The sequence below is a fragment of the Gaetbulibacter aquiaggeris genome, assembly GCF_044003965.1.
Classification (GTDB): domain Bacteria; phylum Bacteroidota; class Bacteroidia; order Flavobacteriales; family Flavobacteriaceae; genus Yeosuana; species Yeosuana aquiaggeris.
Window position 1 is genome coordinate 1,162,822 of the sequence record NZ_JBAWKC010000001.1, and the last position, 24,337, is coordinate 1,187,158.

General features: G+C 33.7%; 24 protein-coding genes. 16 read left to right on the plus strand and 8 right to left on the minus strand.

Annotation, left to right across the window (positions count from 1 at the left end):
* Positions 1–71: 71 nt before the first annotated feature.
* The 3 genes from V8G56_RS04885 to V8G56_RS04895 all read left to right on the plus strand — a co-directional run bounded on the left by V8G56_RS04885 (position 72) and on the right by V8G56_RS04895 (position 2,394).
* Complete coding sequence (locus V8G56_RS04885; protein WP_395437329.1) at positions 72–701, plus strand: uracil-DNA glycosylase family protein; 630 nt, start codon at positions 72–74, stop codon at positions 699–701.
* Positions 702–876: 175 nt separating this feature from the next.
* Positions 877–2,157 carry a DEAD/DEAH box helicase gene (locus V8G56_RS04890; protein WP_395437330.1) on the plus strand — a complete coding sequence of 427 codons (1,281 nt, stop codon included), beginning with the start codon at positions 877–879 and terminating at the stop codon, positions 2,155–2,157.
* A gap of 6 nt (positions 2,158–2,163) precedes the next feature.
* Entirely contained in the window at positions 2,164–2,394 is a 231-nt protein-coding gene (locus tag V8G56_RS04895; protein ID WP_395437331.1) for a VF530 family protein, read from the plus strand.
* A 5-nt stretch (positions 2,395–2,399) separates the two neighbouring features.
* Here the strand turns inward: V8G56_RS04895 and V8G56_RS04900 are convergent, their stop codons facing one another.
* Positions 2,400–2,996 (minus strand): FMN-binding negative transcriptional regulator, encoded by a 597-nt coding sequence (locus V8G56_RS04900; RefSeq protein ID WP_395437332.1) that lies wholly within the window; start codon positions 2,994–2,996, stop codon positions 2,400–2,402.
* A gap of 63 nt (positions 2,997–3,059) precedes the next feature.
* Here V8G56_RS04900 and radC point away from each other — a divergent pair, with 63 nt between their 5' ends.
* From radC to V8G56_RS04920, 4 genes are read left to right on the plus strand one after another with little or no spacing between them, the layout of a single operon-like run.
* Positions 3,060–3,758, plus strand: coding sequence for a RadC family protein (gene radC, locus V8G56_RS04905; protein WP_395437333.1), 699 nt, complete (start codon positions 3,060–3,062; stop codon positions 3,756–3,758).
* Positions 3,758–5,059 (plus strand): polysaccharide deacetylase family protein, encoded by a 1,302-nt coding sequence (locus V8G56_RS04910; RefSeq protein WP_395437334.1) that lies wholly within the window; start codon positions 3,758–3,760, stop codon positions 5,057–5,059. The genes radC and V8G56_RS04910 overlap by 1 nt, the downstream gene beginning before the upstream one ends.
* Positions 5,049–5,738, plus strand: coding sequence for a YjjG family noncanonical pyrimidine nucleotidase (locus V8G56_RS04915; protein WP_395437335.1), 690 nt, complete (start codon positions 5,049–5,051; stop codon positions 5,736–5,738). The genes V8G56_RS04910 and V8G56_RS04915 overlap by 11 nt, the downstream gene beginning before the upstream one ends.
* 24 nt (positions 5,739–5,762) lie before the next feature.
* A complete protein-coding gene (locus V8G56_RS04920; protein WP_395437336.1) occupies positions 5,763–6,581 on the plus strand; it encodes a hypothetical protein in 819 nt (272 codons plus the stop codon).
* Between the two features lie 3 nt (positions 6,582–6,584).
* Here the strand turns inward: V8G56_RS04920 and V8G56_RS04925 are convergent, their stop codons facing one another.
* Positions 6,585–7,862, minus strand: a complete 1,278-nt coding sequence (locus tag V8G56_RS04925; RefSeq protein WP_395437337.1) for a replication-associated recombination protein A — start codon at positions 7,860–7,862, stop codon at positions 6,585–6,587.
* 122 nt (positions 7,863–7,984) lie between these two features.
* Here V8G56_RS04925 and V8G56_RS04930 point away from each other — a divergent pair, with 122 nt between their 5' ends.
* On the plus strand, positions 7,985–8,710 hold the full coding sequence (locus V8G56_RS04930) for a rhomboid family intramembrane serine protease (protein ID WP_395437338.1): 726 nt from the start codon (positions 7,985–7,987) through the stop codon (positions 8,708–8,710).
* Positions 8,711–8,751: 41 nt separating this feature from the next.
* On the opposite strand, the gene rlmB is transcribed toward V8G56_RS04930, so the two are convergent.
* From rlmB to V8G56_RS04960, 6 genes are all read right to left on the minus strand, one after another.
* On the minus strand, positions 8,752–9,489 hold the full coding sequence (rlmB, locus tag V8G56_RS04935; RefSeq protein WP_395437339.1) for a 23S rRNA (guanosine(2251)-2'-O)-methyltransferase RlmB: 738 nt from the start codon (positions 9,487–9,489) through the stop codon (positions 8,752–8,754).
* Positions 9,490–9,598: 109 nt separating this feature from the next.
* Positions 9,599–10,849: a hypothetical protein gene (locus V8G56_RS04940; protein WP_395437340.1), complete on the minus strand. Its 1,251-nt coding sequence runs from the start codon at positions 10,847–10,849 to the stop codon at positions 9,599–9,601.
* Positions 10,850–10,867: 18 nt separating this feature from the next.
* Entirely contained in the window at positions 10,868–11,779 is a 912-nt protein-coding gene (locus tag V8G56_RS04945) for a hypothetical protein (RefSeq protein ID WP_395437341.1), read from the minus strand.
* Positions 11,780–11,790: 11 nt separating this feature from the next.
* Entirely contained in the window at positions 11,791–13,230 is a 1,440-nt protein-coding gene (locus V8G56_RS04950; protein ID WP_395437342.1) for a SusD/RagB family nutrient-binding outer membrane lipoprotein, read from the minus strand.
* Positions 13,231–13,241: 11 nt separating this feature from the next.
* Positions 13,242–16,364, minus strand: a complete 3,123-nt coding sequence (locus tag V8G56_RS04955) for a SusC/RagA family TonB-linked outer membrane protein (RefSeq protein WP_395437343.1) — start codon at positions 16,362–16,364, stop codon at positions 13,242–13,244.
* 118 nt (positions 16,365–16,482) lie between these two features.
* A complete protein-coding gene (locus tag V8G56_RS04960) occupies positions 16,483–18,177 on the minus strand; it encodes a POTRA domain-containing protein (RefSeq protein ID WP_395437344.1) in 1,695 nt (564 codons plus the stop codon).
* 315 nt (positions 18,178–18,492) lie between these two features.
* Here V8G56_RS04960 and rpsL point away from each other — a divergent pair, with 315 nt between their 5' ends.
* The 8 genes from rpsL to rplB all read left to right on the plus strand — a co-directional run bounded on the left by rpsL (position 18,493) and on the right by rplB (position 24,337).
* Positions 18,493–18,867 (plus strand): 30S ribosomal protein S12, encoded by a 375-nt coding sequence (gene rpsL / locus V8G56_RS04965; protein ID WP_188606684.1) that lies wholly within the window; start codon positions 18,493–18,495, stop codon positions 18,865–18,867.
* A gap of 22 nt (positions 18,868–18,889) precedes the next feature.
* Positions 18,890–19,366: a 30S ribosomal protein S7 gene (gene rpsG, locus V8G56_RS04970; protein ID WP_395437345.1), complete on the plus strand. Its 477-nt coding sequence runs from the start codon at positions 18,890–18,892 to the stop codon at positions 19,364–19,366.
* Positions 19,367–19,375: 9 nt separating this feature from the next.
* Entirely contained in the window at positions 19,376–21,502 is a 2,127-nt protein-coding gene (gene fusA, locus V8G56_RS04975) for an elongation factor G (RefSeq protein ID WP_395437346.1), read from the plus strand.
* A gap of 12 nt (positions 21,503–21,514) precedes the next feature.
* Positions 21,515–21,820, plus strand: a complete 306-nt coding sequence (gene rpsJ, locus V8G56_RS04980; protein ID WP_007650482.1) for a 30S ribosomal protein S10 — start codon at positions 21,515–21,517, stop codon at positions 21,818–21,820.
* Positions 21,821–21,957: 137 nt separating this feature from the next.
* A complete protein-coding gene (gene rplC, locus V8G56_RS04985) occupies positions 21,958–22,575 on the plus strand; it encodes a 50S ribosomal protein L3 (protein WP_395437347.1) in 618 nt (205 codons plus the stop codon).
* The gene (gene rplD / locus V8G56_RS04990; RefSeq protein ID WP_395437348.1) at positions 22,575–23,204 is read left to right on the plus strand and encodes a 50S ribosomal protein L4; all 630 of its coding nucleotides are present in this window, start codon (positions 22,575–22,577) and stop codon (positions 23,202–23,204) included. The genes rplC and rplD overlap by 1 nt, the downstream gene beginning before the upstream one ends.
* Positions 23,205–23,211: 7 nt before the next feature.
* On the plus strand, positions 23,212–23,502 hold the full coding sequence (rplW, locus tag V8G56_RS04995) for a 50S ribosomal protein L23 (protein WP_395437349.1): 291 nt from the start codon (positions 23,212–23,214) through the stop codon (positions 23,500–23,502).
* Between the two features lie 10 nt (positions 23,503–23,512).
* On the plus strand, positions 23,513–24,337 hold the full coding sequence (gene rplB / locus V8G56_RS05000) for a 50S ribosomal protein L2 (protein WP_395437350.1): 825 nt from the start codon (positions 23,513–23,515) through the stop codon (positions 24,335–24,337).

A 24,337-nucleotide genomic window follows, 5' to 3' on the forward strand; every position in this document is an offset into this window, starting at 1 on the left:
ATTACTTTTTGTCTTTTAATTCATTTAATAAATATTTTTTTAAATACGTGTTTAAACACCAGCATCCATATATGCCATTTATTAAAAAGGATACCACCAAATTAATTGTTGGTACCTTGCCACCTCCTCGTTTTTCAACCGGAGAGCTTTTAGAAAAGGATGTTGATTTTTGTTACGGAAGTTATTACAATTCATTGTGGTTATTTATTGATAAAATTCATGATTTAAAACTGCGTTTTGATAACTCTCAAGAAGCCATTCAGCAGCGTAAACGATTTTTAATTAACCGTAAAATTGGTGTTTGCGATATTGTGGAATCTTGTGAAAGAGATAAAATAGATGCCTCAGATTTAGGCATGAAAAATATTGTTTTACGCAACTTAGTTGCTTATTTAAGGAAATATCCAAAGGTTGAAACACTCTTGTTTACAGGTGGTAATAGTAAAAATGGGCCGGAATATTTTTTTAGGAAACATCTCAAGGAACAAGGGTTGAAACTTGAAATGCTGTCTAATGAAATACCGAGAATTCATCGGTTTACTCTTAATGAGCGACAGATCAAAACAGTTTCATTAACGTCGGCTTCTGGCAGTGCCAACAGAGCTATAGGAAGTATGCCTTTATATCAGCAACTTAAAAGCAGAAATACTAAATTTAATACGTTTGATTTTAGAGTACTGCAGTATAGAGAGTACTTTTAATTTGCCTCCAAATATATTATTAATTCGAAAATTCTCTCTTGATTGTTGCAATCTAGTTCATGATTTTTTTTCACAAAGCAAAACTTCTACTCAGTATCAAATAAATAAGTGTACCTTTGCCGCTTAATAAAAGAATGACACTAACAATTAGATGGTCATTTACCAAATAATTTATATGTCATTTAACACCTTAGGCTTATCTGAAGCCTTGCTAAAAGCTATTAGCAAAAAGGGCTATACAACGCCTAGTCCTATTCAACAAAAGGCCATTCCACCAATTTTAGAAGGAAAAGATATTTTAGCTTCGGCGCAAACAGGAACTGGCAAAACCGCTGGTTTCACTTTACCCTTATTACAGTTATTGTCACAAGGACAAACATTAAGACACAGACCAGTCAGAGCTTTGGTTTTAACGCCAACGCGTGAATTGGCTGCTCAGGTATTTGAAAATGTAAAAGAATACAGTGTGTTCCTTGATTTAAAATCAGCTGTTATTTTTGGGGGAGTGAATCAGAATTCACAAGTCAATCAATTACGTCAAGGGGTTGATATTTTAGTAGCAACACCAGGGCGTTTATTAGATTTAAATAACCAAGGATTATTATCTCTGACAAAAATAGAAATATTAGTTTTAGATGAAGCCGATCGTATGCTTGACATGGGTTTCTTGCGTGATATAGAACGTATTATGAAATTGATGCCATCTAGAAGACAAAACTTGATGTTTTCTGCAACATTTTCACATGATATCAAGAAATTGGCACATGGTATTTTACACCATCCGGTTCAGGTAGAAGCCACTCCAGAAAACACTACGGTAGATGCAATTTCTCAGAAAGTATATAGAGTAGCAAAGGGATTAAAAACAGGGTTGATAATTAAATTAATTTCTGATGGTAATTGGAAACAGGTTTTAGTGTTTACAAGAACAAAACACGGGGCCAATAAGCTATGTGAAAAAATGGTATCTGCTGGAATTACAGCTGCCGCCATTCATGGTAATAAAAGTCAAGGCGCCAGGACGAAGGCTTTGGGAGGTTTTAAAACTGGAAATGTTCGGGTTTTGGTGGCCACAGATATAGCGGCACGTGGATTGGATATTCCGCTATTACCTCATGTTATTAATTTTGAATTACCAAACATTCCTGAAGATTATGTACATAGAATAGGAAGAACGGGTAGAGCAGGAGCCAGTGGAGAAGCCTTATCTTTAGTAAGTGCTGATGAAACTTCTTTCTTGAGTGATATTGAAAAGCTTGTGGGTTTAAAACTTCCAGTTGAAATTATTGAAGGCTTTGAACCTGATCCAAATGCCTCTACAGAACCTGAAAAAAAACAGCAAAGACAAGGAAGAAACAGGTCCAGTAATAAGGTGGATTCAAGTAATTCTAAAAACAAAAAATCTAGAAAGCCTAAACGTAATAACGAGAGGCGTAGTAATGATAGAAGACATTAAAAAGTTATGGAAACACAGCCAAATAATCCACTTCATGGCGTTACATTAGAACAAATAATAAACGATTTGGTGTCTCATTATGGTTGGGAATATATGGGCTACACTATTAAAATAAAATGTTTTACAACGAATCCTTCTGTAAAATCAAGTTTAACTTTTTTAAGAAAAACACCCTGGGCAAGAGCTAAAGTTGAAAGTATGTACTTAGAGATGCTCAATAAACAAAAACGCAAATAATTATTCTAAAAAACCTTTGTTAAAAAGTCAGCAATGCTTTCTTGATTTGTTTTGATGAGTTCTTCTCTGGCGTTCGCAATATCTTTTGGTTTTTTATCTTGTGAGAGCTTAAATTTACCTTCCCAATGGGTAATGCTTATTTCAAAGCCTTTTACATAATTTATAGCGCCGTCCATTCTTGGATTATCGGGTTCTAACACGTATTTGTGATCGGGCTGTTCTAAAAATTCAGTCATTTTTATCATGCTTTCTTTTATAGCCTCAGAATCATTTATGGACTTGACATGGCCTTTTAAATGTACTTTAATGTAATTCCAGGTCGGTAATTGAGTGGTTGTATAAATACTGGGAGAAATATAACACTGAGGTCCTGAAAAAATAACTGTCACCGGCTGATTGTTTTTAAGCAATTCAGCTTGTGGATTGTATAAATCTATATGCCCAATCAAATTCCCGGTAGTCTCATCATAAATTAAAGGCAGGTGAGTAATCAAAGGCTCCTTATTTTTAACAGAAATTAAGGTGGCTAACGGGTAGGTTTTAATAACCTCTATCATGTGGTTGATATTGTGGTCTTGATGATGTTTTGGTGGATAATTCAAGTACTTAAATATTTTAAATTAGGGATTGTTGATTTATAAATTTACAATATTTATCTTTATCAAATGCAAGAAAAACCAACCTCGTTTTCTATTAAAAACTGGTCTCAAGATGATCAGCCAAGAGAGAAATTATTAAATAAAGGTAAAGCGGCATTAAGCGATGCAGAACTGGTTGCCATTTTAATTGGTTCAGGGAATAGAGAAGAAAGCGCGGTTGATTTATCAAAGCGGATATTAGCGGGTGTGGAGAACAATTTGAGTGATTTAGGGAAGTTGTCAATCAAACAATTGATGCATTTTAAGGGTATTGGTGAAGCTAAGGCCATCACTATTATGGCTGCTTTAGAATTAGGAAGAAGACGCAGAAGTGAAGATGCTTTGGAAAAAAAGAAAATTATTTCAAGTGCCTCTGCTTTTGAATTGATGCAGCCCATTATAGGTGATCTACATCATGAAGAATTTTGGATTATTTATTTAAATAATTCTAATAAAGTGATTCAAAAAAACCAGTTGAGCAAAGGCGGAATTACAGGGACCCTGGTTGATGTCAGACTGGTGCTCAAGAATGCCCTTGAGGTTGGAGCAACAGGAATTATTCTTGCTCATAATCATCCGTCGGGAAACTTACAGCCAAGTGAAGCTGATAAACAATTAACTCATAAACTTAAACTGGCTTCAGAAAGTTTAGATATAAAAGTGCTGGACCATGTAATTGTAACTGAAAAGGCATACTTTAGTTTTGCCGATGAAAACCTGTTGTAATGCTTTTAGTTTATACACATAAAATAACACCAAGATTAAGATATGTTTTTAAGCATATTTGTACTAGGCTTTTAGGTATTGAAGTTTCTTTTACCACAACTATTGAAGAGTTTATTGCACATGATAGTTTAAAAATGTCATATACAAAGCAACAACTTGGGAATGAGGTTTTTGTTAAAAGCCACGAAATTTTGTTTGAGCAGGGCTTGTCGGATATTGAGATAAATGTGCATGATTGGGAAAATACCAAATGCTTCTTTTATAATGGAGACAAAAGCTCTATTCCCTTTGATATATTTGCGGCCTCTTTTTATTTGCTTTCAAGATATGAAGAGTATTTGCCTCATGTTAATGATGAATTTGGCAGATTTTCTGCCACAGAAAGTATCGCTTATAAGCATGGTTTTTTACACCAACCAGTGGTAGATATATGGGCCTATAAGTTCAAGGAGAAATTACAGGTTCAATACCCTAAATTTGAATTTACAAAAAGAGTATATAGTATAAAACCCATTATAGATGTGCCGTCTGCTTATAATTTTAAGCTAAAAGGCATTTTAAGAACTTTTGGGGGAACTGTTAAAGATCTGGCAGAATTTAAATTAAAACAGCTGTACTACAGATACATGGTTATTTTTGGATTTCAGCATGATCCTTTTGATACGTTTAAGTACATCATTAATAAGCAAAAACAAACAAAGTATAAGTTTTTATTCTTTTTTTTAATTGGAGCCTATTCTACTTATGACAAAGGAATCAATCCAAATAAAAAGAAATTTGTGTCACTTATAAAACAAGTCGCCGATTATTGTAAAGTGGGTTTAAAAGCCTCTTATTTTGCAATTCATGACCCTGTCGTATTGAAAAAGGAAAAGTTAAGAATGGAGGCCATTATCAATACCGATTTAACGGCTTCAAGAAATTCTTTTTCCAAACTTAATTTGCCAGAAACTTATAGGAATTTAATTGAACTAGAGATTCAAGAGGATTATACTATGGGTTATGTTAACGAAATCGGTTTTAGGGCCGGTACCTGTTCTCCCTTTTTGTTTTATGACTTGGATTATGAAGTGCAAACACCGCTAAAATTTTGGTCTTACCATCTTATGGATTACTGTTTGTTAAAAACACATTCTCTATTAGATAAAAAGAAGGTGTTATATCAAATAATGAATGAGGTAAAGCAGGTAGATGGAGAATTTGTGCCTGTTTTTCATAATTATACTTTTAGCGATTCAGACAGGTGGAAAGGTTTTAAGGAGTTGTTTAATATGATTTTAGATTCAGCAAATGAAAATTGAAAATATAACCGATGTTTTTTTTGATTTAGATCATACCCTTTGGGATTTTGATAAAAACTCTTCATTAACGTTTCAAAAGATTTTTCAATTAAATCAGATTGAAGTAAATATTAGTGAATTTTTAAGTTTTTATGAACCCATTAATCTAAATTATTGGAAACTATACCGCGAAGAGAAAATAGATAAAGCCTCATTAAGGTTTGGAAGGTTAAATGATGCTTTTCTATCCATTAATAAAGTGATAAAAAAGGAAAAAATAGTTAAACTTTCTGAGGATTATATCACGCACCTTACTTCTTTTAATCATCTTTTTGAAAACACTATTGATGTACTTGAATATTTAAGTGTCAGGTATAACCTTCATATCATTACGAATGGATTTGAAGAGGTTCAGCAAAAAAAGCTTTCTCAATCTAATATTGACCATTATTTTAAAACAGTGACAAATTCAGAGCAAGTAGGTGTAAAGAAACCCAACCCTATAATTTTCAATTATGCCATAGAAGTAGCAAAAACAAATGTTAAACAGAGCATCATGATTGGTGATAATTATGAAGCAGATATTCTTGGAGCTCATAATATTGGAATGGATACTATTTTTTTTAATATTAGTAACCATAGCAATGAACAAAAAATCAAACAAATAAATAATTTAATTCAACTTAAAACTTTTTTATAAGTTAAGGTAAAAAAACACAAGAAAATGAAGATTAAAATTTTTACAATACTCATGGCACTGGCAATTATTTCAAGTGCATTTTCTCAAACTAATTTAAATAATTATAAATATGTTATTGTTCCTAAAAAGTATGATTTTTTGAAAGAAGAAGATGAATACAGACTGAATGGATTAACAAAGTTCTTATTCGAAAAATACGGATTTTTAACTTTAATAGAAGGTGATAATTATCCGGATGATCTGCTTAAAGACAGATGTTTGGCCTTACATTCGAATGTTATTAATGATTCAGGATTTTTTAAGACAAAATTAAAAGTTGAGCTTGAAGATTGTACTGATAAAGTGATTTTTACAAGTGTTATGGGTGAAACCAGAGAAAAGGAATTTGGAAAAGCTTATACAGAGGCCTTGCGTAACGCGTTTATATCTTTTGAGGCGATATCATATAAATATGAACCAAAAGAAAATAAAGTATCCGTTATAGAGAATCAAGAGTTAAAGAAGGAGCCGGAGACTTTAAAGCAGGAAAAGATTGCAGAAGTTATACCTGCGGAAGAGACAAAAGTGGCGGCTGTTGCGGCTGTTGCGGTTATTGAAACCGCTATAAGTCCTTCCAATACTAAAGATGTTTCAGACATTTTGTATGCGCAGGCTACAGAAATTGGTTTTCAATTAGTTGATAGTACACCTAAAGTTGTTTATAAAATAAAAAGGACGAGTTTACAAGATGTGTTTCTGGTTCAAGATATAGATGGAACTTTATTCAATAAGGATGGACAATGGATTCTTGAATACTATGAACAGGGCATTTTAAAACAGAAATTACTTAACATTAAGTTTTAATAGCTAGTAGTCATATTTATCTTTCCATCGTTGTTTTAAAAATTCTTGGTAAGCCTTTTCACGTGGATTATTGCCAGGTTCGTAGATTTTATAGCCTTTGAGTTCCTCTGGCATAAATTCTTGATCAGCAAAATTTTGCTCATAGTTATGAGCGTATTTATAATTGTCACCATAACCAAGTTCTTTCATTAATTTTGTTGGAGCATTCCTTATTTCTAAAGGCACTGATAAATCACCTTTTTCCTTCACCAATTGCTGAGCTTTATTAATGGCCATATAGGCGGCATTACTTTTGGGTGAGCAGGCTAAATAGGTAGCACATTGACTCAGAATAATTCTGGATTCTGGAAACCCGATTGTGGTCACAGCCTGAAAGGTATTATTAGCAATAACTAGTGCCGTAGGGTTGGCATTACCAATATCTTCACTGGCTAAAATAAGTAAACGTCTGGCTATAAATTTAACATCTTCTCCTCCTTCAATCATTCGTGCCAGCCAATATACAGCGGCATTTGGGTCACTTCCTCGTATTGATTTTATAAATGCTGAAATGATATCATAGTGCTGTTCACCAGTTTTGTCATATCTAACAGTGTTGTTTTGAACTTTTTTTAAAACAGATTCATCTGTAACAATAATGTCATCAGTATCTTCTGAATTTATTATTAGTTCAAAAATATTTAATAGTTTTCTGGCATCACCACCAGAGAGTCTTAAAAGAGCAGTTGTTTCCTGAAGCTGTATATTTTTTTTAGATAAATAGGTATCCTGGTTTATAGCTCGATCCAAAAGAATTTCTAAATCATTTTTTTCAAAGGCATTCAGAATATAAACCTGACAACGAGATAGAAGTGCGGGGATCACTTCAAAACTAGGATTTTCAGTGGTAGCGCCTATCAGGGTGATCCAACCTTTTTCAACAGCTTGTAATAAGGAATCTTGCTGTGATTTGCTAAACCGATGAATTTCATCAATAAATAAGATGGGGTTTTTTGTGGTGAAAAGGCCGCCACTTTGTTTAGCTTTATCAATGACATCACGAATATCCTTCACGCCAGAATTTATGGCACTTAGGGTATAAAATGGTCTGCCGGATTCTGAGGCTATGATATTGGCTAAAGTTGTTTTTCCAGTGCCAGGTGGACCCCAAAAGATCATGGAAGGAATGAGCCCTTGTTTTATTTGTTGAGTTAAAGCACCATTTTTGCCAATTAAATGGTTTTGGCTCAAATAATCATCCAGAGTTTTGGGTCTTAATCGTTCAGCTAATGGTTCATTCATAAACGTAAAATTAAAGTAAATTTTTAAGTTTTGGTCTTGGGGTTAATAAAATAAATGGGATAATAAACTGACATTTTAGCATTTATGATACTATTGGTTGACTATTTGCTATTTTTATGTTTATGAATCAAGAAGAACATTTTAAGTTTTCAAATGGCGTAGTCGCTTACCCTATCTTAATGATCCTTATGATATGGATTGTTTTTTGGGTTGAAGTACGTTTTGGTTTAAATTTTTCTAAATATGGTATCTATCCACTTGAGATTATAGGATTAAGAGGGATAATTTTAAGCCCATTTATTCACGGTGATATTCAACACATTTATCATAATACCATACCTTTATTTGTACTGTCATTGGCCTTATTTTATTTTTACAGACCAATTGCCTGGAAAATTTTATTTTTTGGAATTTTAATATCTGGATTTTTAACCTGGTGTATAGGAAGACCCTCTTTTCACATTGGAGCTAGTGGATTAATTTATGTATTAGTGAGTTTTATTTTTTTTAAGGGTGTTTTCACAAAATATTTTCGATTAATTGCGTTGTCCTTACTTGTGGTATTTCTGTATGGAAGTATGATCTGGTATGTATTTCCAATAGAAGAACACGTATCTTGGGAAGGGCACTTGTCTGGTTTATTTACAGGGCTGTTCTTTGCATTATATTTTAAAAAGAAAATTCCGAGAGCAAAGAAATATCTATGGGAAGAAGAGAATTACAAGGCAGAAGAGGATCCTTTTTTAAGGCATTTTGATGAACAAGGAAATTTCATTGAATTTGATAAAGTAGAAAAAGATGAGTCTCAACCTATCATCAATTATAGTTACAAAGAAAAAAAAGAATAAATTTAATTCTAAGAATCCAAGAGGTCTAACAATTTAAGAATCTAAGATAGTCTTTGTCTCACTGCTTCATAAAGAAAGGCACCACAAGCAACAGAAACATTGAGTGATTCAATGTCTCCCAATAATGGTAATTTGGCTTTATCATCAACTACTTTTAAAATAGAAGGATTAATACCGCGGTCTTCAGACCCCATAATAATGGCACAGGGCTCTTTAAATGACACGTCATATAAAGTGTTCTCAGTCTTTTCAGTGGCCGCTATGACTTTTATACCAGAGGCTTGCATGTAAAAAACAGCATCTTTTATATGGTCAACTTTGCAAATAGGAACTTTAAAAACCGCACCGGCACTGGTTTTAATAGTATCGCCATTAACAGGTGCGCCTCCTTTTTTTTGAATAATAATACCATTCACTCCAGTACATTCAGCCGTTCTTATAATAGCACCAAAGTTTCTTACATCACTTATTTGGTCAAGTAATAAGAATAAGGGTGTTTTACCTGATTCAATAACGTTTAAAACGAGCTGTTCTAAATCGTGAAATGCAATAGGAGAAATTTGTGCAACGGCCCCTTGGTGATTACTTCTAGTAAGTCTATTAAGCTTTTCAACAGGAACGTAAGAACAGTTCACATCATTTTTCCTTAAAAGACTTTCTAATTCAGTAAACAGTTCTCCTTTTAAACCTTTTTGAAGAAAAACCTTATCAATGGTTTCTCCCGCATTTATGGCTTCAATAATAGCCCTGATTCCAAAAATTTGTGTTTCTTCTTGCATTAGTTTTTAATAAAAAAATTATGTTTAAAAGTACTTATAAAAATGATGAATATGTATAAAAAAAGCCATCTTATATAAAGATGGCTTTTTAAAAATTCTTAAGATTAATTTAGTCTGCAGTAATTATAGCTTCGAAATAAGGAACTGTTGAGTAACCATTATCAAGTAACCAACCACTTACATCAAATCCATCCTGATCAAGATAGTATTGAAGCGTAAGCGTTCCTGTTCCATCTATCACGCCAGTTCCAGATATTGTATAATCATAATTAGAACCGCTATAAAGTGTTGTGAAAATGTACTGTGAAGGAATTGTTACATTACCAGAACCATCTACGGTATAATAAACATTACCTTCTTTTTCTATAGTTTCTCCCCAGAAATCAAACATCCATTCAGCATTTATACCTCGTAAAAATGATCCCGTGCAATCAATAGATGATGTAATTTGACTATCATAGCCTGCATCAGTACCCGACCATGGCGTAACAGCAAAGCTGTTAGTGCCAATTTCTTCAAAGGTATATGTATCACCAGTTTTAGTGAATTTAGCTAATACAGCAAAGTAAGCATCACAAACAGAAGCATTATTTAAAACTCCTGGAAATTCATGAGTCTGTCCATTAATAACACCGGTTTGATCAAATGTTAATGTAATATCAATATCTCGTTCAATATCAACAGCATCCCAAAAATCTGCTACCACATAATACTCTCCATCATCTTCTGTTGAAGAGAATACGAATGATTCAAATGATCCGCCATCTGCTTCACCAATTACATCAGTATTATTTGGGCCAGTAGATACTAATAATCTTAAATCAGCAAAATCTGTAGCTTCTATTTCAACACCTAGGTCATCAGTTACAAGACTTGTTGCCCATGACATTCCAATTGCAAGGTCTCCATCAGTAACGTTTAATATTTCAAAAGTTACAGTTTCACTATTTATGGGATCAACATTAGCTTCGTTACCAAGTGCGATTTGAATAATTGCATTTTCAGTATCTTCAACAAGATCGTCGGCATGAATAGTTATAACATCAGAAACAGAAGTAGACCCAACAGGAATACTTACTGAATGTGGTATAGAAAAGTCGTCACCATCAGTAGCAGAACCGCCAACTTGAGCGATTTTAATAACTACTGTGGCTATTTGTGGTTCACTAATTGTCACCGTAAATGGAAAACTAGTTTCAGATTCCACTAACGATTGCGAATTGTCAAATCCTAGTTCTACGCTTAAACTTGGGCTTGTTGCTTTTTTTGTACTTTGTCCAGTATAATCTTCTTCAGAACAAGATACAATCAGGGCAAAAACGCTCAAAGTTAATGCTAAAATTTTAATTATATTTTTCATTAATTTATTTTTTAATTGTTAGTCTACTTGCTTTATTAATTTTTCATAAAATTCGCGGGTAGCTCCTACACCTCTAAAATAACCCACTGTAAATTCAAGCATATCTTCTCCGTTAACATCATCAGGTGTTGCTTTTGAAGTTGTTGCATCACAAGTAATCATTTCAAAGTCTCCACCTGCACCTTCACAAGTCATAATTGGTGAACCATTGATTAAAGTTCCAGTACCTGCAGGATATTCAGGAAGTACAGTGATGTAACCTGTTTCGTTATCAACAGTGAAAAACCATTCTTGATCATCCCAATAAGCATGTCCAACGTGTTTGTATACTGTAGCATCAACAGATTCAATAATTCTGTCTGCTGGCGCCCAAGACCCTAGATAGCTACCTGAGTTCCAATAGGCAGCTTCTTCAGTACTATATACACCCGCATATCGTGTTCCAACAGCAATTTTTGTAACGCTACCATTAAAGTTTAAAGATCCTGTACTTGTATTACTTGCGTATCTTAAAGTCCAGAAATCTCCAATACTTAGTTCACCGTCGTTTGCAGGCAGTGCACTACCATTTAATGTTAAACCATCAATAAGGTCTTCATAGGTAAATGATAAACTAAAATTACTAGTTTGTCCAATTACTGCTGGTAAATCTACAGAAGTAAAAAATACTTCGTCAGATTTATCTCCACCAACGGTTTGAAAAGACTTATATATATTGATAGAGGTAACCTGCACATTTCCCTGATATACAGAGCCTGATGCTGAATAAGTATTACCACTTCCAACTACATAACTTATAAGAGCATTATTAACACTAACCAGACCACCAGTTATGGCATTTCCAGTTAATTCATCATTGTCATCGTCCACACAGGAAATAAATGCGAACACAGTAAGTACTGTTAGTACTAAATATTTGATATTTTTCATATTTATTTTTTTTATTGCCAAAATAATGGCGATGTTAATAAATCTCCTCCAATTGTAGAAGCTGCTGCACTATAATTTACACCATTTAATGATGGTTCCGTTGTTGGGTAATAATAACGAGACGGTATTTGAGCAATATCTCCTTCTGCAGCCGGTTCTAAAACAGGTATTTTGTTTCTTCTCCATTCTGTCCATGATTCTACACCTTGTCCAAATAAAGAAATATACTCCTGAGTAGCTATTTTATTTCTTCCGTCAGCTTGATTGGTGAAACCAATACCATCTTGAGCAAGATAGCTAGTTGCATCTAAACCATTAAAAGCAAAACTAGCTTTTACTCCATCACTAAAGTAATTTTGTGCAGCCTCAAGACCACCAGAAATATAACCTTCGTTTGCAGCTTCTGCTTTTAAGAAACATAACTGTGCATATGACATAACTACTCCAGGTAATTCTGGATCCAAATATTTAGTACCTAGACCAGAAATATTAGCATAAGTATAACCAAGATCTTCATTTGGTAAAGGTATTACGTTGCCGTATCCAACTGGTTTTCCAACAATATTTCCACTTGCATTTGGTGACGCATATACTTGCAGTCTTGGATCATTTAATCCTTCTAAAAGGTCAACCATTACTAATCCTATCTTAAATTCTAAACGAGATCCGTCAACAATAGTTTCATAAAGTGGGTTTGCATCTGGTACAGCCTTTAAATAATATACTTGACCACTATCGGCATTTGAGGTCATTAAATTACCTCCGTTGATTAACGCTTGAAGCTCAGAGCCTACATTTCTAGTAGATGAGATTCTCATAAGAGCTCTGAATTTTAAAGAATTAGCAAGTTTTAGCCATTTTGATGAATCACCACCGTAATAAAGATCAGAAGTTGCAACTATACTTCCGTTTCCAGTAGATATAAGGCTAGCAGCATCTGTAAGTAATTGATTAATACCTTCCCAAACCGTTGCCTCATCATCATAAGCAGGTTTCAATATTGCAGGGTCAAGAGCTTCAGTAAACGGAATAGGGCCAAAAATATCAGCTAAAGTTTGAAATGCTATTGCTTGCATTACCTTTCCTACTCCTTCTAATACTTGATTTCCATCAATTGCAGCTAAATCTGAAATAGCTTTTCCTTCAGAAGCAACTAAAGTATATTGATTGTTCCAAACACCATCAATAACACCTCGTCTTGGAACATATCTTTCCTCATCATTGTATTGTACTTTTGCCATTTGTTGCGACCAACAAGCCCCCATATCAGCACCAACAAATGTGCTGTATATAGAGTTAGTATGTGAACGCTGTGCATAGCCTAATAATAGATGTGCAGGAATTGCCACCGGATTATTAGGGTCTGTATTGACTTCTTCAAATTTGTTGTCACAACCAATAAAGAGTGACAAGCTTAAAAAAGCGATTAAAATTAATTTTATATTTTTCATGTGTTTTTTTTTTAGAATTTTAAGTTTACGTTAAAACCAATATTTCTAGCGGATGGATATTGTCCAAATTCCTGACCTTGATTTCCGTTGGCACTACTAAAACCTGTTTCAGGATCAATATGTGGAGCCACTTTATATAATATTGCTAAGTTTCTACCTACAACAGAAAATTTAACTGATTCTAGTGGAGTCTGTTTTAATAATTTTTTAGGTAAAGAATAACCTATTGTTATTTGTCTTAATTTAACGTAAGACGCATCAAAAACAGAACTAGACTCTATAGAGTTACTATAAGAAGCTTGGTTGAATGCCTTAGCAGGAACTACAACATCATTTTGTACATAGCTACCACTGTTATCTAATCTAACACCGTTTCCTATAACACCTCCTTCACGACCAATTAAACTTTCTTCTAAAGTACCTGCATATCTACCCCAAGCGTAAGTCATACTATGAACATCACCTCCAATTTTTGCATCAATAAGCGTTGAAATACTAAAATCTTTGTATTGTAATGAAAAAGATGCACCTCCTGTCCAATCTGGAGCGATATTACCAATTATTTGTTGACTTTGGTCAATTACTGGAAGTCCATTTGAATAAATAACCTGACCATCATCAGTTCTAGCAAAATCTCTACCTACTATAGAGCCATAAGGTTGACCTGGTATAGCTTGTAACTGTACACCCCATTGTCCACCTAAAATATAACTATCTAATTCTCCTAATGATGTAACTTTATTTTCATTTTTAGCCCAGTTCAAATCTATGTCAAATCTAAGATCGTCTGTTTTAATTGCAGTTACACCTAAAGATAATTCAACACCTTTATTTTGCATATCTGCTATATTATCCCATGAGTTTGTACTACCTGTAGCAGAAGACACCTGAATAGGAACTAATAAATCTTCAGACTTTTGATCGTAATACGTTGCACCTAAACGTACTCTATTATTAAATAATTTAGCATCTAAACCAAATTCAATTCCAGTAACTGTTTCAGCCTTTAAATCAGGATTAAACTGTGTATTAGGAACAAATGCTTGATTACCAAATCCTGTATTTGTTAATCCAAAGGTTTGGTTAATATTGTAAGGTCCTAATGCTCCTGTACTACCAACTTCTGACCATCCACCTCTTATTTTCAAGAAATTCAGACTGGTATTTTGAGTATTAAATATTTCAGATAATACAAAAGAAGCAGAAACAGAAGGATAAAAGAAAGAATTGTTTTTGACTGGTAAAATACTGGCCCAGTCATTTCTTCCTGTAAAGTCAACGAATACCATATTCTTATATGCTATTTGTCCATAACCATAAACACTGTTTATTTTTTGATTTTGTTCAAAGCTATTAAGCACAGCCGTTGAACCTGTCAATAAATTGGATAATGTATATAGGTTTGGTAATTCCAATCCTGGCAAAAATCCACTAGTGCTATGATATGATCTGTTCATGTGGTTTGCACCAACATTTAAACCAATAGTGAAATCTTCAGAAATATCTTTATTGAAACTTAATAATGCATCTGCATTAATCTCTTCATAACGTCTTTGAATTTCGTTATAAGTTCCGTTTTTAGCATTGTTACTACCTTTCGCTTGTCTAGAGGTTTCAAATTGATTATATGAATCTATACCTACTTTCGTTGTTAAAGTTAAAAAGTCGGTTAATTGATATCCTAAATTGATATTTCCTACTATACGGTCTTTCTCTAATGTATTAGTATTTGTTTCTAATATCCAGTACGGGTTATTCTGGAAGTTGTGATTCCAGTTTAATGGTGTTCCTTCAGCCGCAGTACCTTCATTAGCTAATGGGAAATTTCTCCAATCTCTTAAGTCTGCGAAATTAACCTGTCTTGCAGACCATATGAATTGTTGGAAGGGGTTTTCATTATTATAACCAGAAATAGGAATGTTATCACTGTCAATATTAAAATAATTTAAATTAATACCTGCGGTCATTTTTGATCCAATTTCCATGTTTCCACTTAACCCAATTGTGAATTTTTTTAATTCTGTATTTGGAACCATTCCTCGTTCTTCGCTATTACCAATAGATAATCTTAAATTTTCATTTGTTAAAGATATATTATTAGACATGCTAAGACCAGTATCTAAGAAATCCTTTACATTATCAGGATAAGATCTCCAAGGTAAAGGTTGTCCTCCAAATAACACTGAATTCCATTGAATAAATTCTAAACCAGTATCTAAAGCTGGTCCCCAACTTTCATCAACACCATCTTGAACTCCAGCACCAGCTCCATCAACAAACTCAAAATAATTTCCATCACCTTGACCATAAGAGTTTTGATAATCTGGTAAAATTAATGGGTTTGAAAAAGTAACGTTAGTATTTACTGCAACAGAGAACTTTTTATCTGCAATACCTCTTTTAGTTGTAATAACAATCACACCATTACCAGCTCTAAGACCATATAATGCAGCAGCATTAGGGCCCTTAAGTACTGTTATTGTTTCAATATCATCTGGATTAATATCTGCAGCTCCATTCGGTAAGTCTACACCACCTCCTGATCCTGCATTTCCATAAGATCTGTTATCAATTGGAACACCATCAACTACATAAAGGGGTTCGTTGTTTCCTGTAATTGAAGAGTTACCTCTTAATACAATACGAGAAGACGCTCCTACACTACCAGAAGTTCCTGTTACTTGAACACCAGCAATCTTACCACTAATAGCATTTGAGATATTACTTTCTCTAGCTTCTGTTAAGCCTTCACCTTTGATGCTTTGTACAGAATACCCAAGAGCTTTCTCTTCTCTTTTGATACCTAACGCAGTAACTACTACTTCTTCTAATGCCTGAGCATCTTCAAGTAAAACTACATTCATTGTGTTAGAAGCACCAACGGTTACGCTTTGTGTTTTTTGCCCAACATAACTAAAAACAATAACGTTACCAACACTAGCTTTAATGGTGTATTTACCATCAAAGTCCGTTTGAGTACCATTAGTTGTTCCACTTACAACAATATTAACCCCAGGTAAGGGCAATCCAGAATTATCGGATACAGTACCTGAGATAGTCTTTTCTTGAGCAAATGTTATTTGCACAATTAACGCTAGGAATAGCGTTAGAATTCCACTAAACTTTGTTTTCATTTTATGATTTATTTGAATTAGTCACATCAAAAATCCTAATAAAAAGTTAATAAAACAATAAAATTAGGTTAAAATTCATGTTTTTATAAAAATTAAATCAATTTTCAGGCATATAAGCCTAAAAATTAGCGGTTAAACTTAAATGAACCTGAGAATTTGAGAATTTGAATTTTTGAGAATTTGTTTTACCATTGGCAAAATCAAGTTTTAATAAACCTGCCTTTGATAAAATACCAAAGCCAAAACCATAAGCAAATAATTTCTCTTTTGTATTTGTGATTTTGTTTTCAAAAGAAGCTAAATCAATTATGGAATGTATATATATGGTTGGGCTTAAAAGCAGTCTGTATTCCGTGTTAATAAAGATATAGGATGTAGCAAATATACTGTTCTCGTTAAAACCTCTTATAGAATTGATACCGCCAAATCTTGATAATTCATTTTCAAAGTAACTATCAGAAACAAGGTTTGAGCCATTTATTCTTAAATAGAAACTATTTTTTTGATTAAAATTAAAAATTTTAAAGACATCCATGTTCAACTGTGTTTGCTTTTCAGAAGTTACCGAAGTTTTTCTATTACCAAAGCCGGTTTCAAGAAAGATAGAGGTGTTTACTGGAAACAGAAAATTATAATATTGAGGTTTAGTAAATTGGTAGGCTATTGTAATAAAATTTGATTTGTAATCTGAAATGGAGTTCGTGGTTGTGGTATTTAATAAATTATTAGATTCAGAGGTTTTAATACCAGAGAATAGTTTGTGTTTTGAATTTATTTGATAATTAAGCTTTGCTGTTTGGTTTACAGTAGTGAAAGAGGAGTCTTGTTTAAAGATGTATAGTTGTAAATCAAGGCCAACAGGAGTATCTAACAAATAAGGCATATTGACATCTGCTTGAAAAAATTTTTGATCGCCCTGTGTGCTTTTATATTGTAAACCAAAGGATTCTCCAAAGTTCAAATTATTAACCAGATTTAAATTTAAGTACCCATTAAAATCAAGTTTATTGGTTTCTTCATTAGTGCCAAAACCCAAAAAGCCATCAAACATATTACTTTTTGATTTTTCTATATACATATATAAGGTAGTAGAGTCTTTCGTAAATAAAACTTCAGGAGATTTTATTTGTTTCGCAAACCGCAGGTTATTTAATTGATCTGCTTTCTTTTTAATAGAGGTTAAATCAAATGTTTGATCGGGTTTGATTTTTAAATAATGTTTTAAAAAGGATTTGGGAAATTTTTCATACCCTTTAATGGTAATGCTGTTGATGTGTCTTTTTTGATTTTCAGAATTAACCACCAAGTCTGCTTGTATAATACCGTTAGGGGATGTTTTAATATTAGCTAAAGACAATTTTGAAAAAGGAAAGCCTTTATCTGAAATTTTTGTATTTAAAAAAGTTAAAACCCTTTCAATTTGTGCGATAGGTAGTTCAAAATATAAAGGATTTACTTTTTTTGAAACAGTTTTAATGAGGTCTGTATTAATACCCGTTTTATCATAGTATATATATATGGTGTAAAATTTCGTTTTTAAATTGAATTTTACAGAATAAGAAGAATCATTTTCTTTGTTAATTTCAGAGACTGTACTTTCAATAAAACCAATTTTATAAAGTTTATTTTGAATGGAATCTATTTCATTAGTTATAGATGTATAGTTTTTGTGAAATTTTAAATAACCAATAGAATCAATTGTTTGATTTTCTATCTTATTAATTCCGTAAATCTGAAGACTTAAATTTTGACATATGACCTTAGAGGAATAAAACAGGCAAATAATTAAAGTTAGAAATAATGTTTTTTGCACAACTAAAATTCAAGGTTCATGTTTAAACATTGTAAAACTAACGGAAAAAGACCATTTATAATATAGTGAATAAAGTAATTTTTAAATTCTATCGAAATCGTTTTAAGTTCTACGTTTATAATATTTGTCAAATACCTTTATATAATAGGGTCTGAGTCGCTAAAACACTGGTTTAAAATGGGCGATTACATAACACCTCTAAAAAAATATTGATTATGTTAGGAAAATTAATCAATTAGGGTTTGAAAAATACTTTTTTATTTCTACATTTGCAGCCCTCTAAACAGAGGTAATTTAAATAAACATATAAATTATATGCCAACAATTTCACAATTAGTACGAATAGGAAGAGCCAAAATAACCAAGAAGAGTAAATCGGCTGCTTTAGATTCGTGTCCGCAAAGACGTGGAGTATGTACTCGTGTTTATACTACAACACCTAAAAAACCAAACTCAGCAATGCGTAAAGTTGCAAGGGTTAGGTTAACTAATGGTAATGAAGTAAACGCATACATCCCGGGAGAAGGACACAATTTACAAGAGCACTCGATAGTATTGGTTAGAGGTGGAAGGGTAAAGGATTTGCCAGGAGTTAGATATCACATTGTTCGTGGAGCTTTAGACACCGCAGGTGTTGCAGGTAGAACACAACGTAGATCTAAGTATGGTGCAAAACGCCCTAAGAAGTAATTAAAAACTTTAAGAAGAAGACATGAGAAAAAGACAAGCGAAAAAAAGACCGCTTTTACCAGATCCACGTTTTAACGATCAGTTAGTGACTCGTTTCGTGAACATGATGATGTGGGATGGTAAAAAGTCTGTAGCTTTTAAAGTATTCTATGATGCGATGGATATTGTAGAAACAAAAAAAACAGACGAAGAAAAAACAGGACTTGAAGTTTGGAAAGATGCTTTATCAAACGTTATGCCTCACGTAGAAGTACGTAGTCGTAGAGTAGGTGGTGCAACATTTCAAATTCCAATGCAAATTCGTCCAGACCGTAAAGTTTCAACGGCTATGAAATGGCTTATTAGTTATTCACGTAAAAGAAACGAAAAATCAATGTCACAAAGACTAGCTTCAGAAATTTTAGCAGCAGCTAAAGAAGAAGGAGCAGCTGTTAAGAAACGAGTGGATACTCATAAAATGGCAGAGGCAAACAAAGCGTTCTCTCACTTTAGATTTTAATAGAAAAAAATGGCAAGAGATTTAAGATATACAAGAAATATAGGAATTGCTGCTCATATTGATGCTGGTAAAACAACAACAACAGAGCGTATACTTTATTACACAGGAGTATCTCATAAAATAGGTGAAGTGCATGATGGTGCTGCAACTATGGACTGGATGGAGCAAGAGCAAGAACGTGGTATTACAATCACTTCTGCAGCTACAACCTGTGAGTGGATTTTCCCAAGAGTAAATGGTGTGCCAGCAGATAATTCAAATAGTTATCATTTTAATATTATTGACACTCCTGGTCACGTAGATTTTACGGTTGAAGTAAACCGTTCATTACGTGTTTTAGATGGTTTAGTTTTCTTATTTAGTGCAGTTGATGGTGTAGAGCCTCAATCTGAAACTAACTGGAGACTAGCTGATAATTATAAAGTGCCAAGAATTGGGTTTGTTAATAAAATGGATCGTCAAGGGTCTGATTTTATGATGGTTAACAAGCAGGTTAAAGAAATGTTAGGTTCTAATGCAGTGCCTATCGTTCTTCCAATTGGTGACGAAATAGATTTTAAAGGCGTTGTTGACTTAGTTAAGAACAGAGCCATTATATGGCATGATGAAACACAAGGGGCTACTTTTGATGTTATTGATATTCCAGAAGAATTAAAAGCGGAAGCAAAAGAATATAGAGCAAAACTTATTGAAGAAGTGGCGACCTATGATGAGAACTTGCTTGAAAAGTTCATGGAAGATGAAGATTCAATTACTGAAGATGAAATTCATGCTGCTTTAAGAGCTGCTGTTATGGATATGGCCATCATTCCAATGATTTGTGGTTCTTCATTCAAAAATAAAGGCGTTCAGTTTTTGTTAGACGCTGTTTGCCGTTATTTACCTTCTCCAATGGATAAAGAAGGTATTATTGGTATTAATCCTGATACTGAAAAAGAAGAAATACGTAAGCCAAATGTAAAAGAACCATTTGCAGCCTTAGCATTTAAAATTGCAACTGACCCATTCGTAGGTCGTTTAGCATTCTTCAGAGCTTATTCAGGTCGTTTAGATGCAGGTTCTTATGTGTTAAATAATCGTTCTGGAAATAAGGAACGTATTTCACGTATCTATCAGATGCATGCAAACAAGCAAAATGCAATTGATTTTATTGAAGCAGGAGATATAGGTGCAGCTGTTGGTTTTAAAGATATTAAAACCGGAGATACTTTAACTTCTGAGAAACATCCAATTGTTTTAGAAAGCATGGTTTTCCCTGAGCCAGTAATTGGTATTGCGGTAGAGCCTAAAACAAAGGCAGATGTTGATAAATTAGGGATGTCTTTGGCTAAATTGGCTGAAGAAGATCCAACTTTTCAAGTACGTACAGATGAGGCTAGTGGGCAAACCATTATCTCAGGTATGGGTGAGTTACACTTAGATATTATTGTAGACCGTTTAAGACGTGAGTTTAAGGTTGAAGTAAATCAAGGTAAGCCACAGGTTGAATATAAAGAAGCGATTACAAAAACGGCTAATCACAGAGAAGTTTATAAGAAGCAATCTGGTGGACGTGGTAAATTTGCGGATATTGTATTTACTCTTGAACCAGCGGAAAGCGGAAAAGTAGGTCTTGAGTTCGTTAACTCCGTAAAAGGTGGTAACGTACCAAAAGAATATATTCCTTCTGTTGAAAAAGGATTCAGACAAGCTATGGCTAATGGGCCTTTAGCAGGATTTGAAGTAGATAGTATGAAAGTAACACTTACAGACGGATCTTTCCATGCGGTGGATTCTGATGCTCTATCTTTTGAATTGGCTGCTAAATTAGGTTTCAAATCTGTTGCAAAACAGGCTGGTGCCGTAATTCTTGAGCCAATCATGAAACTAGAAGTGATTACTCCAGAAGAAAATATGGGTGATATAGTAGGTGACTTAAACCGTCGTCGTGGTCATGTGAATGACATGGGTGATAGAGCAGGTGCTAAAACTATTAAAGCTGAAGTGCCACTTTCTGAAATGTTTGGTTATGTAACAACATTAAGAACCTTGTCTTCAGGTCGTGCAACATCAACAATGGAATTTTCACATTATGCTGAGACACCTTCAAATATTTCTGAAGAAGTTATCAAAGAAGCAAAAGGTGTACAATCTTAAAAAGTTAAGAAAATGAGTCAAAAAATCAGAATAAAATTAAAGTCTTACGATCACAACTTAGTAGACAAGTCTGCAGATAAGATTGTAAAAACAGTAAAAAGTACAGGTGCTGTTGTAACGGGTCCAATTCCATTACCAACTCATAAGAAAATTTTCACTGTATTGCGTTCTCCGCACGTAAATAAAAAGTCTAGAGAACAATTTCAATTAAGTTCTTACAAGAGATTACTTGATATTTATAGTTCTTCATCAAAAACTATTGATGCTTTGATGAAACTAGAGTTGCCAAGTGGTGTTGAAGTAGAAATTAAAGTATAGTTAATATATCAAGGAGTTTCCTTGAAAACATGTCCTAAGCTGCGAGCGAAGGAAAAACGGTAAAAATACATTCAGGGTTGAAGGTATTTCGACCCTGAATTTTTTAAATAAGTAAGTAATAAATTAAATAAATAATTATGTCTGGGTTAATTGGAAAAAAAATCGGTATGACCAGCATCTTTGATAGCAACGGGAAAAATATTCCTTGTACAGTTATCGAAGCTGGACCATGTATCGTTACCCAAGTCAGAACTGAAGAAGTGGATGGCTATAAAGCTGTTCAATTAGGTTTCGATGACGCGACAGAAAAAAGTGCTACTAAAGCTGATCAAGGTCACGCTAAAAAAGCAGGAACTTCTGTAAAACGCAAAATCGTCGAATTTAAAGGTTTTGATAAGGAGTACAAGTTAGGTGATGCAATCACTGTTGAGCACTTTACAGAAGGTGAATTTGTTGACATCGCAGGGTTGTCAAAAGGAAAAGGTTTTCAGGGCGTTGTAAAACGTCATGGATTTGCTGGTGTAGGTCAAGCTACCCACGGACAACACAACCGTTTAAGAGCCCCTGGTTCTGTAGGAGCTTCTTCGTATCCTTCAAGAGTATTCAAAGGAATGCGCATGGCAGGAAGAATGGGTGGTGAAAATGTAAAAGTTGAAAATTTAAGAGTTTTAAAAGTAGTTGCTGAAAAGAATCTACTGGTTGTTAAAGGTTGTGTGCCTGGACATAAAAACGCTTATGTAATTATTAGAAAATAATGAAAGTAGCAGTTTTAGATATAAACGGAAAAGACACAGGAAGAAAAGCAGAGCTTTCTCAAGATGTGTTTGCTATTGAGCCTAATAATCACGCTGTATATTTGGATGTTAAACAATATTTAGCAAACCAAAGACAAGGAACTCACAAAGCGAAAGAAAGAGCTGAGATATCTGGAAGTACACGTAAGATTAAAAAACAAAAAGGTACTGGTACAGCCCGAGCAGGTAGTATTAAGTCTGGAGTTTTTAAAGGAGGTGGACGTATGTTTGGTCCTAGACCAAGAAGCTATAGCTTTAAATTAAATAAAAGTTTAAAGCGTTTGGCTCGTAAATCAGCCTTAAGTATTAAAGCAGGTGAGAAGTCAATTGTAGTTTTAGAAGACTTCAATTTTGATGCTCCAAAGACCAAAAATTTTACTGCGGTTTTAAAAGCTTTGAACTTAGAAAACAAAAAATCTCTCTTTGTGTTGGGAGCGTCAAATAATAATGTATATTTGTCGTCACGCAATTTTAAAGGGTCTGAAGTTATAACTAATTCAGAATTAAGCACTTATAAGATTTTAAATGCAAATCAGATTGTGCTTTTAGAGAGCTCTTTAGAAGGAATTGAATCGAATTTAAGTAAATAAGGAACAGATGAGTATCTTAATTAAACCTATAATCACAGAAAAAGCGACTGCTAATAGCGAAGTGAATAACTGCTATACATTTGCTGTGAATACTAAGGCGAACAAGGTGGAAATTAAAAAAGCAGTGGAAGCTGTTTATGGTGTTTCTGTTGAAAAAGTTCGTACTATAAATGTCCGTCCAGAAAGAAGAACCCGTTTTACAAAAACAGGTATTCAACATGGTAAAACAAATGCTGTTAAAAAAGCAATTGTACAACTGGCGGAAGGTGAAATGATTGATTTATACAGTAACATGTAATTAGACAAAAATGTCAGTAAGAAAATTAAAACCAATCACACCAGGACAGCGATTTAGAGTAGTAAATGGATTTGACGCCATTACTACTGATAAGCCGGAGAAAAGTTTATTAGCTCCGAATAAAAGGTCTGGTGGTAGAAACAGTCAAGGAAAAATGACCATGCGCTATATAGGTGGTGGTCATAAAAAGAAGTATCGTATTATTGATTTTAAAAGAAACAAAACAGGAATTCCTGCAGAAGTAAAATCAATAGAATATGATCCAAACAGAACCGCTTTTATCGCTTTATTGAATTATCAAGACGGTGAAAAGAGATATATCATTGCTCAAAACGGTTTACAAGTTGGTCAAACCGTAGTTTCAGGAGAGAATGTAGCTCCGGAAATCGGTAATGCAATGCCACTTAGTCAAATTCCTTTAGGAACTATTATTTCTTGTGTTGAGTTAAGACCTGGTCAGGGAGCTATTATGGCTCGTAGTGCTGGTGCTTTTGCTCAGTTAATGGCAAGAGATGGTAAGTTTGCAACTATCAAATTACCTTCAGGTGAAACAAGATTAATTCTTGTTAATTGTTTAGCTACTATTGGAGTTGTTTCTAACTCAGATCATCAGTTGTTAGTATCTGGTAAAGCAGGTAGAACAAGATGGTTAGGTAGAAGACCAAGAACTAGACCAGTTGTAATGAACCCAGTTGACCATCCAATGGGTGGTGGTGAAGGTAAATCTTCAGGAGGACATCCTCGTTCAAGAAACGGTATCCCAGCTAAAGGATATAGAACTCGTTCTAAAAAGAATGCAAGTAATAAATATATTGTAGAACGTAGAAAGAAATAA

Bases quoted from the DNA above. Each gene is read 5' to 3' on its own strand.
- V8G56_RS04945 (WP_395437341.1), bottom strand. From the start codon at position 11,779: ATGAAAAATATCAAATATTTAGTACTAACAGTACTTACTGTGTTCGCA.
- V8G56_RS04895 (WP_395437331.1), top strand. From the start codon at position 2,164: ATGGAAACACAGCCAAATAATCCACTTCATGGCGTTACATTAGAACAA.
- rplB (WP_395437350.1), top strand. From the start codon at position 23,513: ATGTCAGTAAGAAAATTAAAACCAATCACACCAGGACAGCGATTTAGA.
- V8G56_RS04890 (WP_395437330.1), top strand. From the start codon at position 877: ATGTCATTTAACACCTTAGGCTTATCTGAAGCCTTGCTAAAAGCTATT.
- rpsG (WP_395437345.1), top strand. From the start codon at position 18,890: ATGAGAAAAAGACAAGCGAAAAAAAGACCGCTTTTACCAGATCCACGT.
- rplD (WP_395437348.1), top strand. From the start codon at position 22,575: ATGAAAGTAGCAGTTTTAGATATAAACGGAAAAGACACAGGAAGAAAA.
- V8G56_RS04915 (WP_395437335.1), top strand. From the start codon at position 5,049: ATGAAAATTGAAAATATAACCGATGTTTTTTTTGATTTAGATCATACC.
- V8G56_RS04925 (WP_395437337.1), bottom strand. From the start codon at position 7,862: ATGAATGAACCATTAGCTGAACGATTAAGACCCAAAACTCTGGATGAT.
- V8G56_RS04950 (WP_395437342.1), bottom strand. From the start codon at position 13,230: ATGAAAAATATAAAATTAATTTTAATCGCTTTTTTAAGCTTGTCACTC.
- V8G56_RS04930 (WP_395437338.1), top strand. From the start codon at position 7,985: ATGAATCAAGAAGAACATTTTAAGTTTTCAAATGGCGTAGTCGCTTAC.
- rplW (WP_395437349.1), top strand. From the start codon at position 23,212: ATGAGTATCTTAATTAAACCTATAATCACAGAAAAAGCGACTGCTAAT.
- V8G56_RS04940 (WP_395437340.1), bottom strand. From the start codon at position 10,849: ATGAAAAATATAATTAAAATTTTAGCATTAACTTTGAGCGTTTTTGCC.
- V8G56_RS04885 (WP_395437329.1), top strand. From the start codon at position 72: ATGCCATTTATTAAAAAGGATACCACCAAATTAATTGTTGGTACCTTG.
- V8G56_RS04920 (WP_395437336.1), top strand. From the start codon at position 5,763: ATGAAGATTAAAATTTTTACAATACTCATGGCACTGGCAATTATTTCA.
- rlmB (WP_395437339.1), bottom strand. From the start codon at position 9,489: ATGCAAGAAGAAACACAAATTTTTGGAATCAGGGCTATTATTGAAGCC.
- rpsL (WP_188606684.1), top strand. From the start codon at position 18,493: ATGCCAACAATTTCACAATTAGTACGAATAGGAAGAGCCAAAATAACC.
- radC (WP_395437333.1), top strand. From the start codon at position 3,060: ATGCAAGAAAAACCAACCTCGTTTTCTATTAAAAACTGGTCTCAAGAT.
- V8G56_RS04910 (WP_395437334.1), top strand. From the start codon at position 3,758: ATGCTTTTAGTTTATACACATAAAATAACACCAAGATTAAGATATGTT.
- V8G56_RS04955 (WP_395437343.1), bottom strand. From the start codon at position 16,364: ATGAAAACAAAGTTTAGTGGAATTCTAACGCTATTCCTAGCGTTAATT.
- rpsJ (WP_007650482.1), top strand. From the start codon at position 21,515: ATGAGTCAAAAAATCAGAATAAAATTAAAGTCTTACGATCACAACTTA.
- fusA (WP_395437346.1), top strand. From the start codon at position 19,376: ATGGCAAGAGATTTAAGATATACAAGAAATATAGGAATTGCTGCTCAT.
- rplC (WP_395437347.1), top strand. From the start codon at position 21,958: ATGTCTGGGTTAATTGGAAAAAAAATCGGTATGACCAGCATCTTTGAT.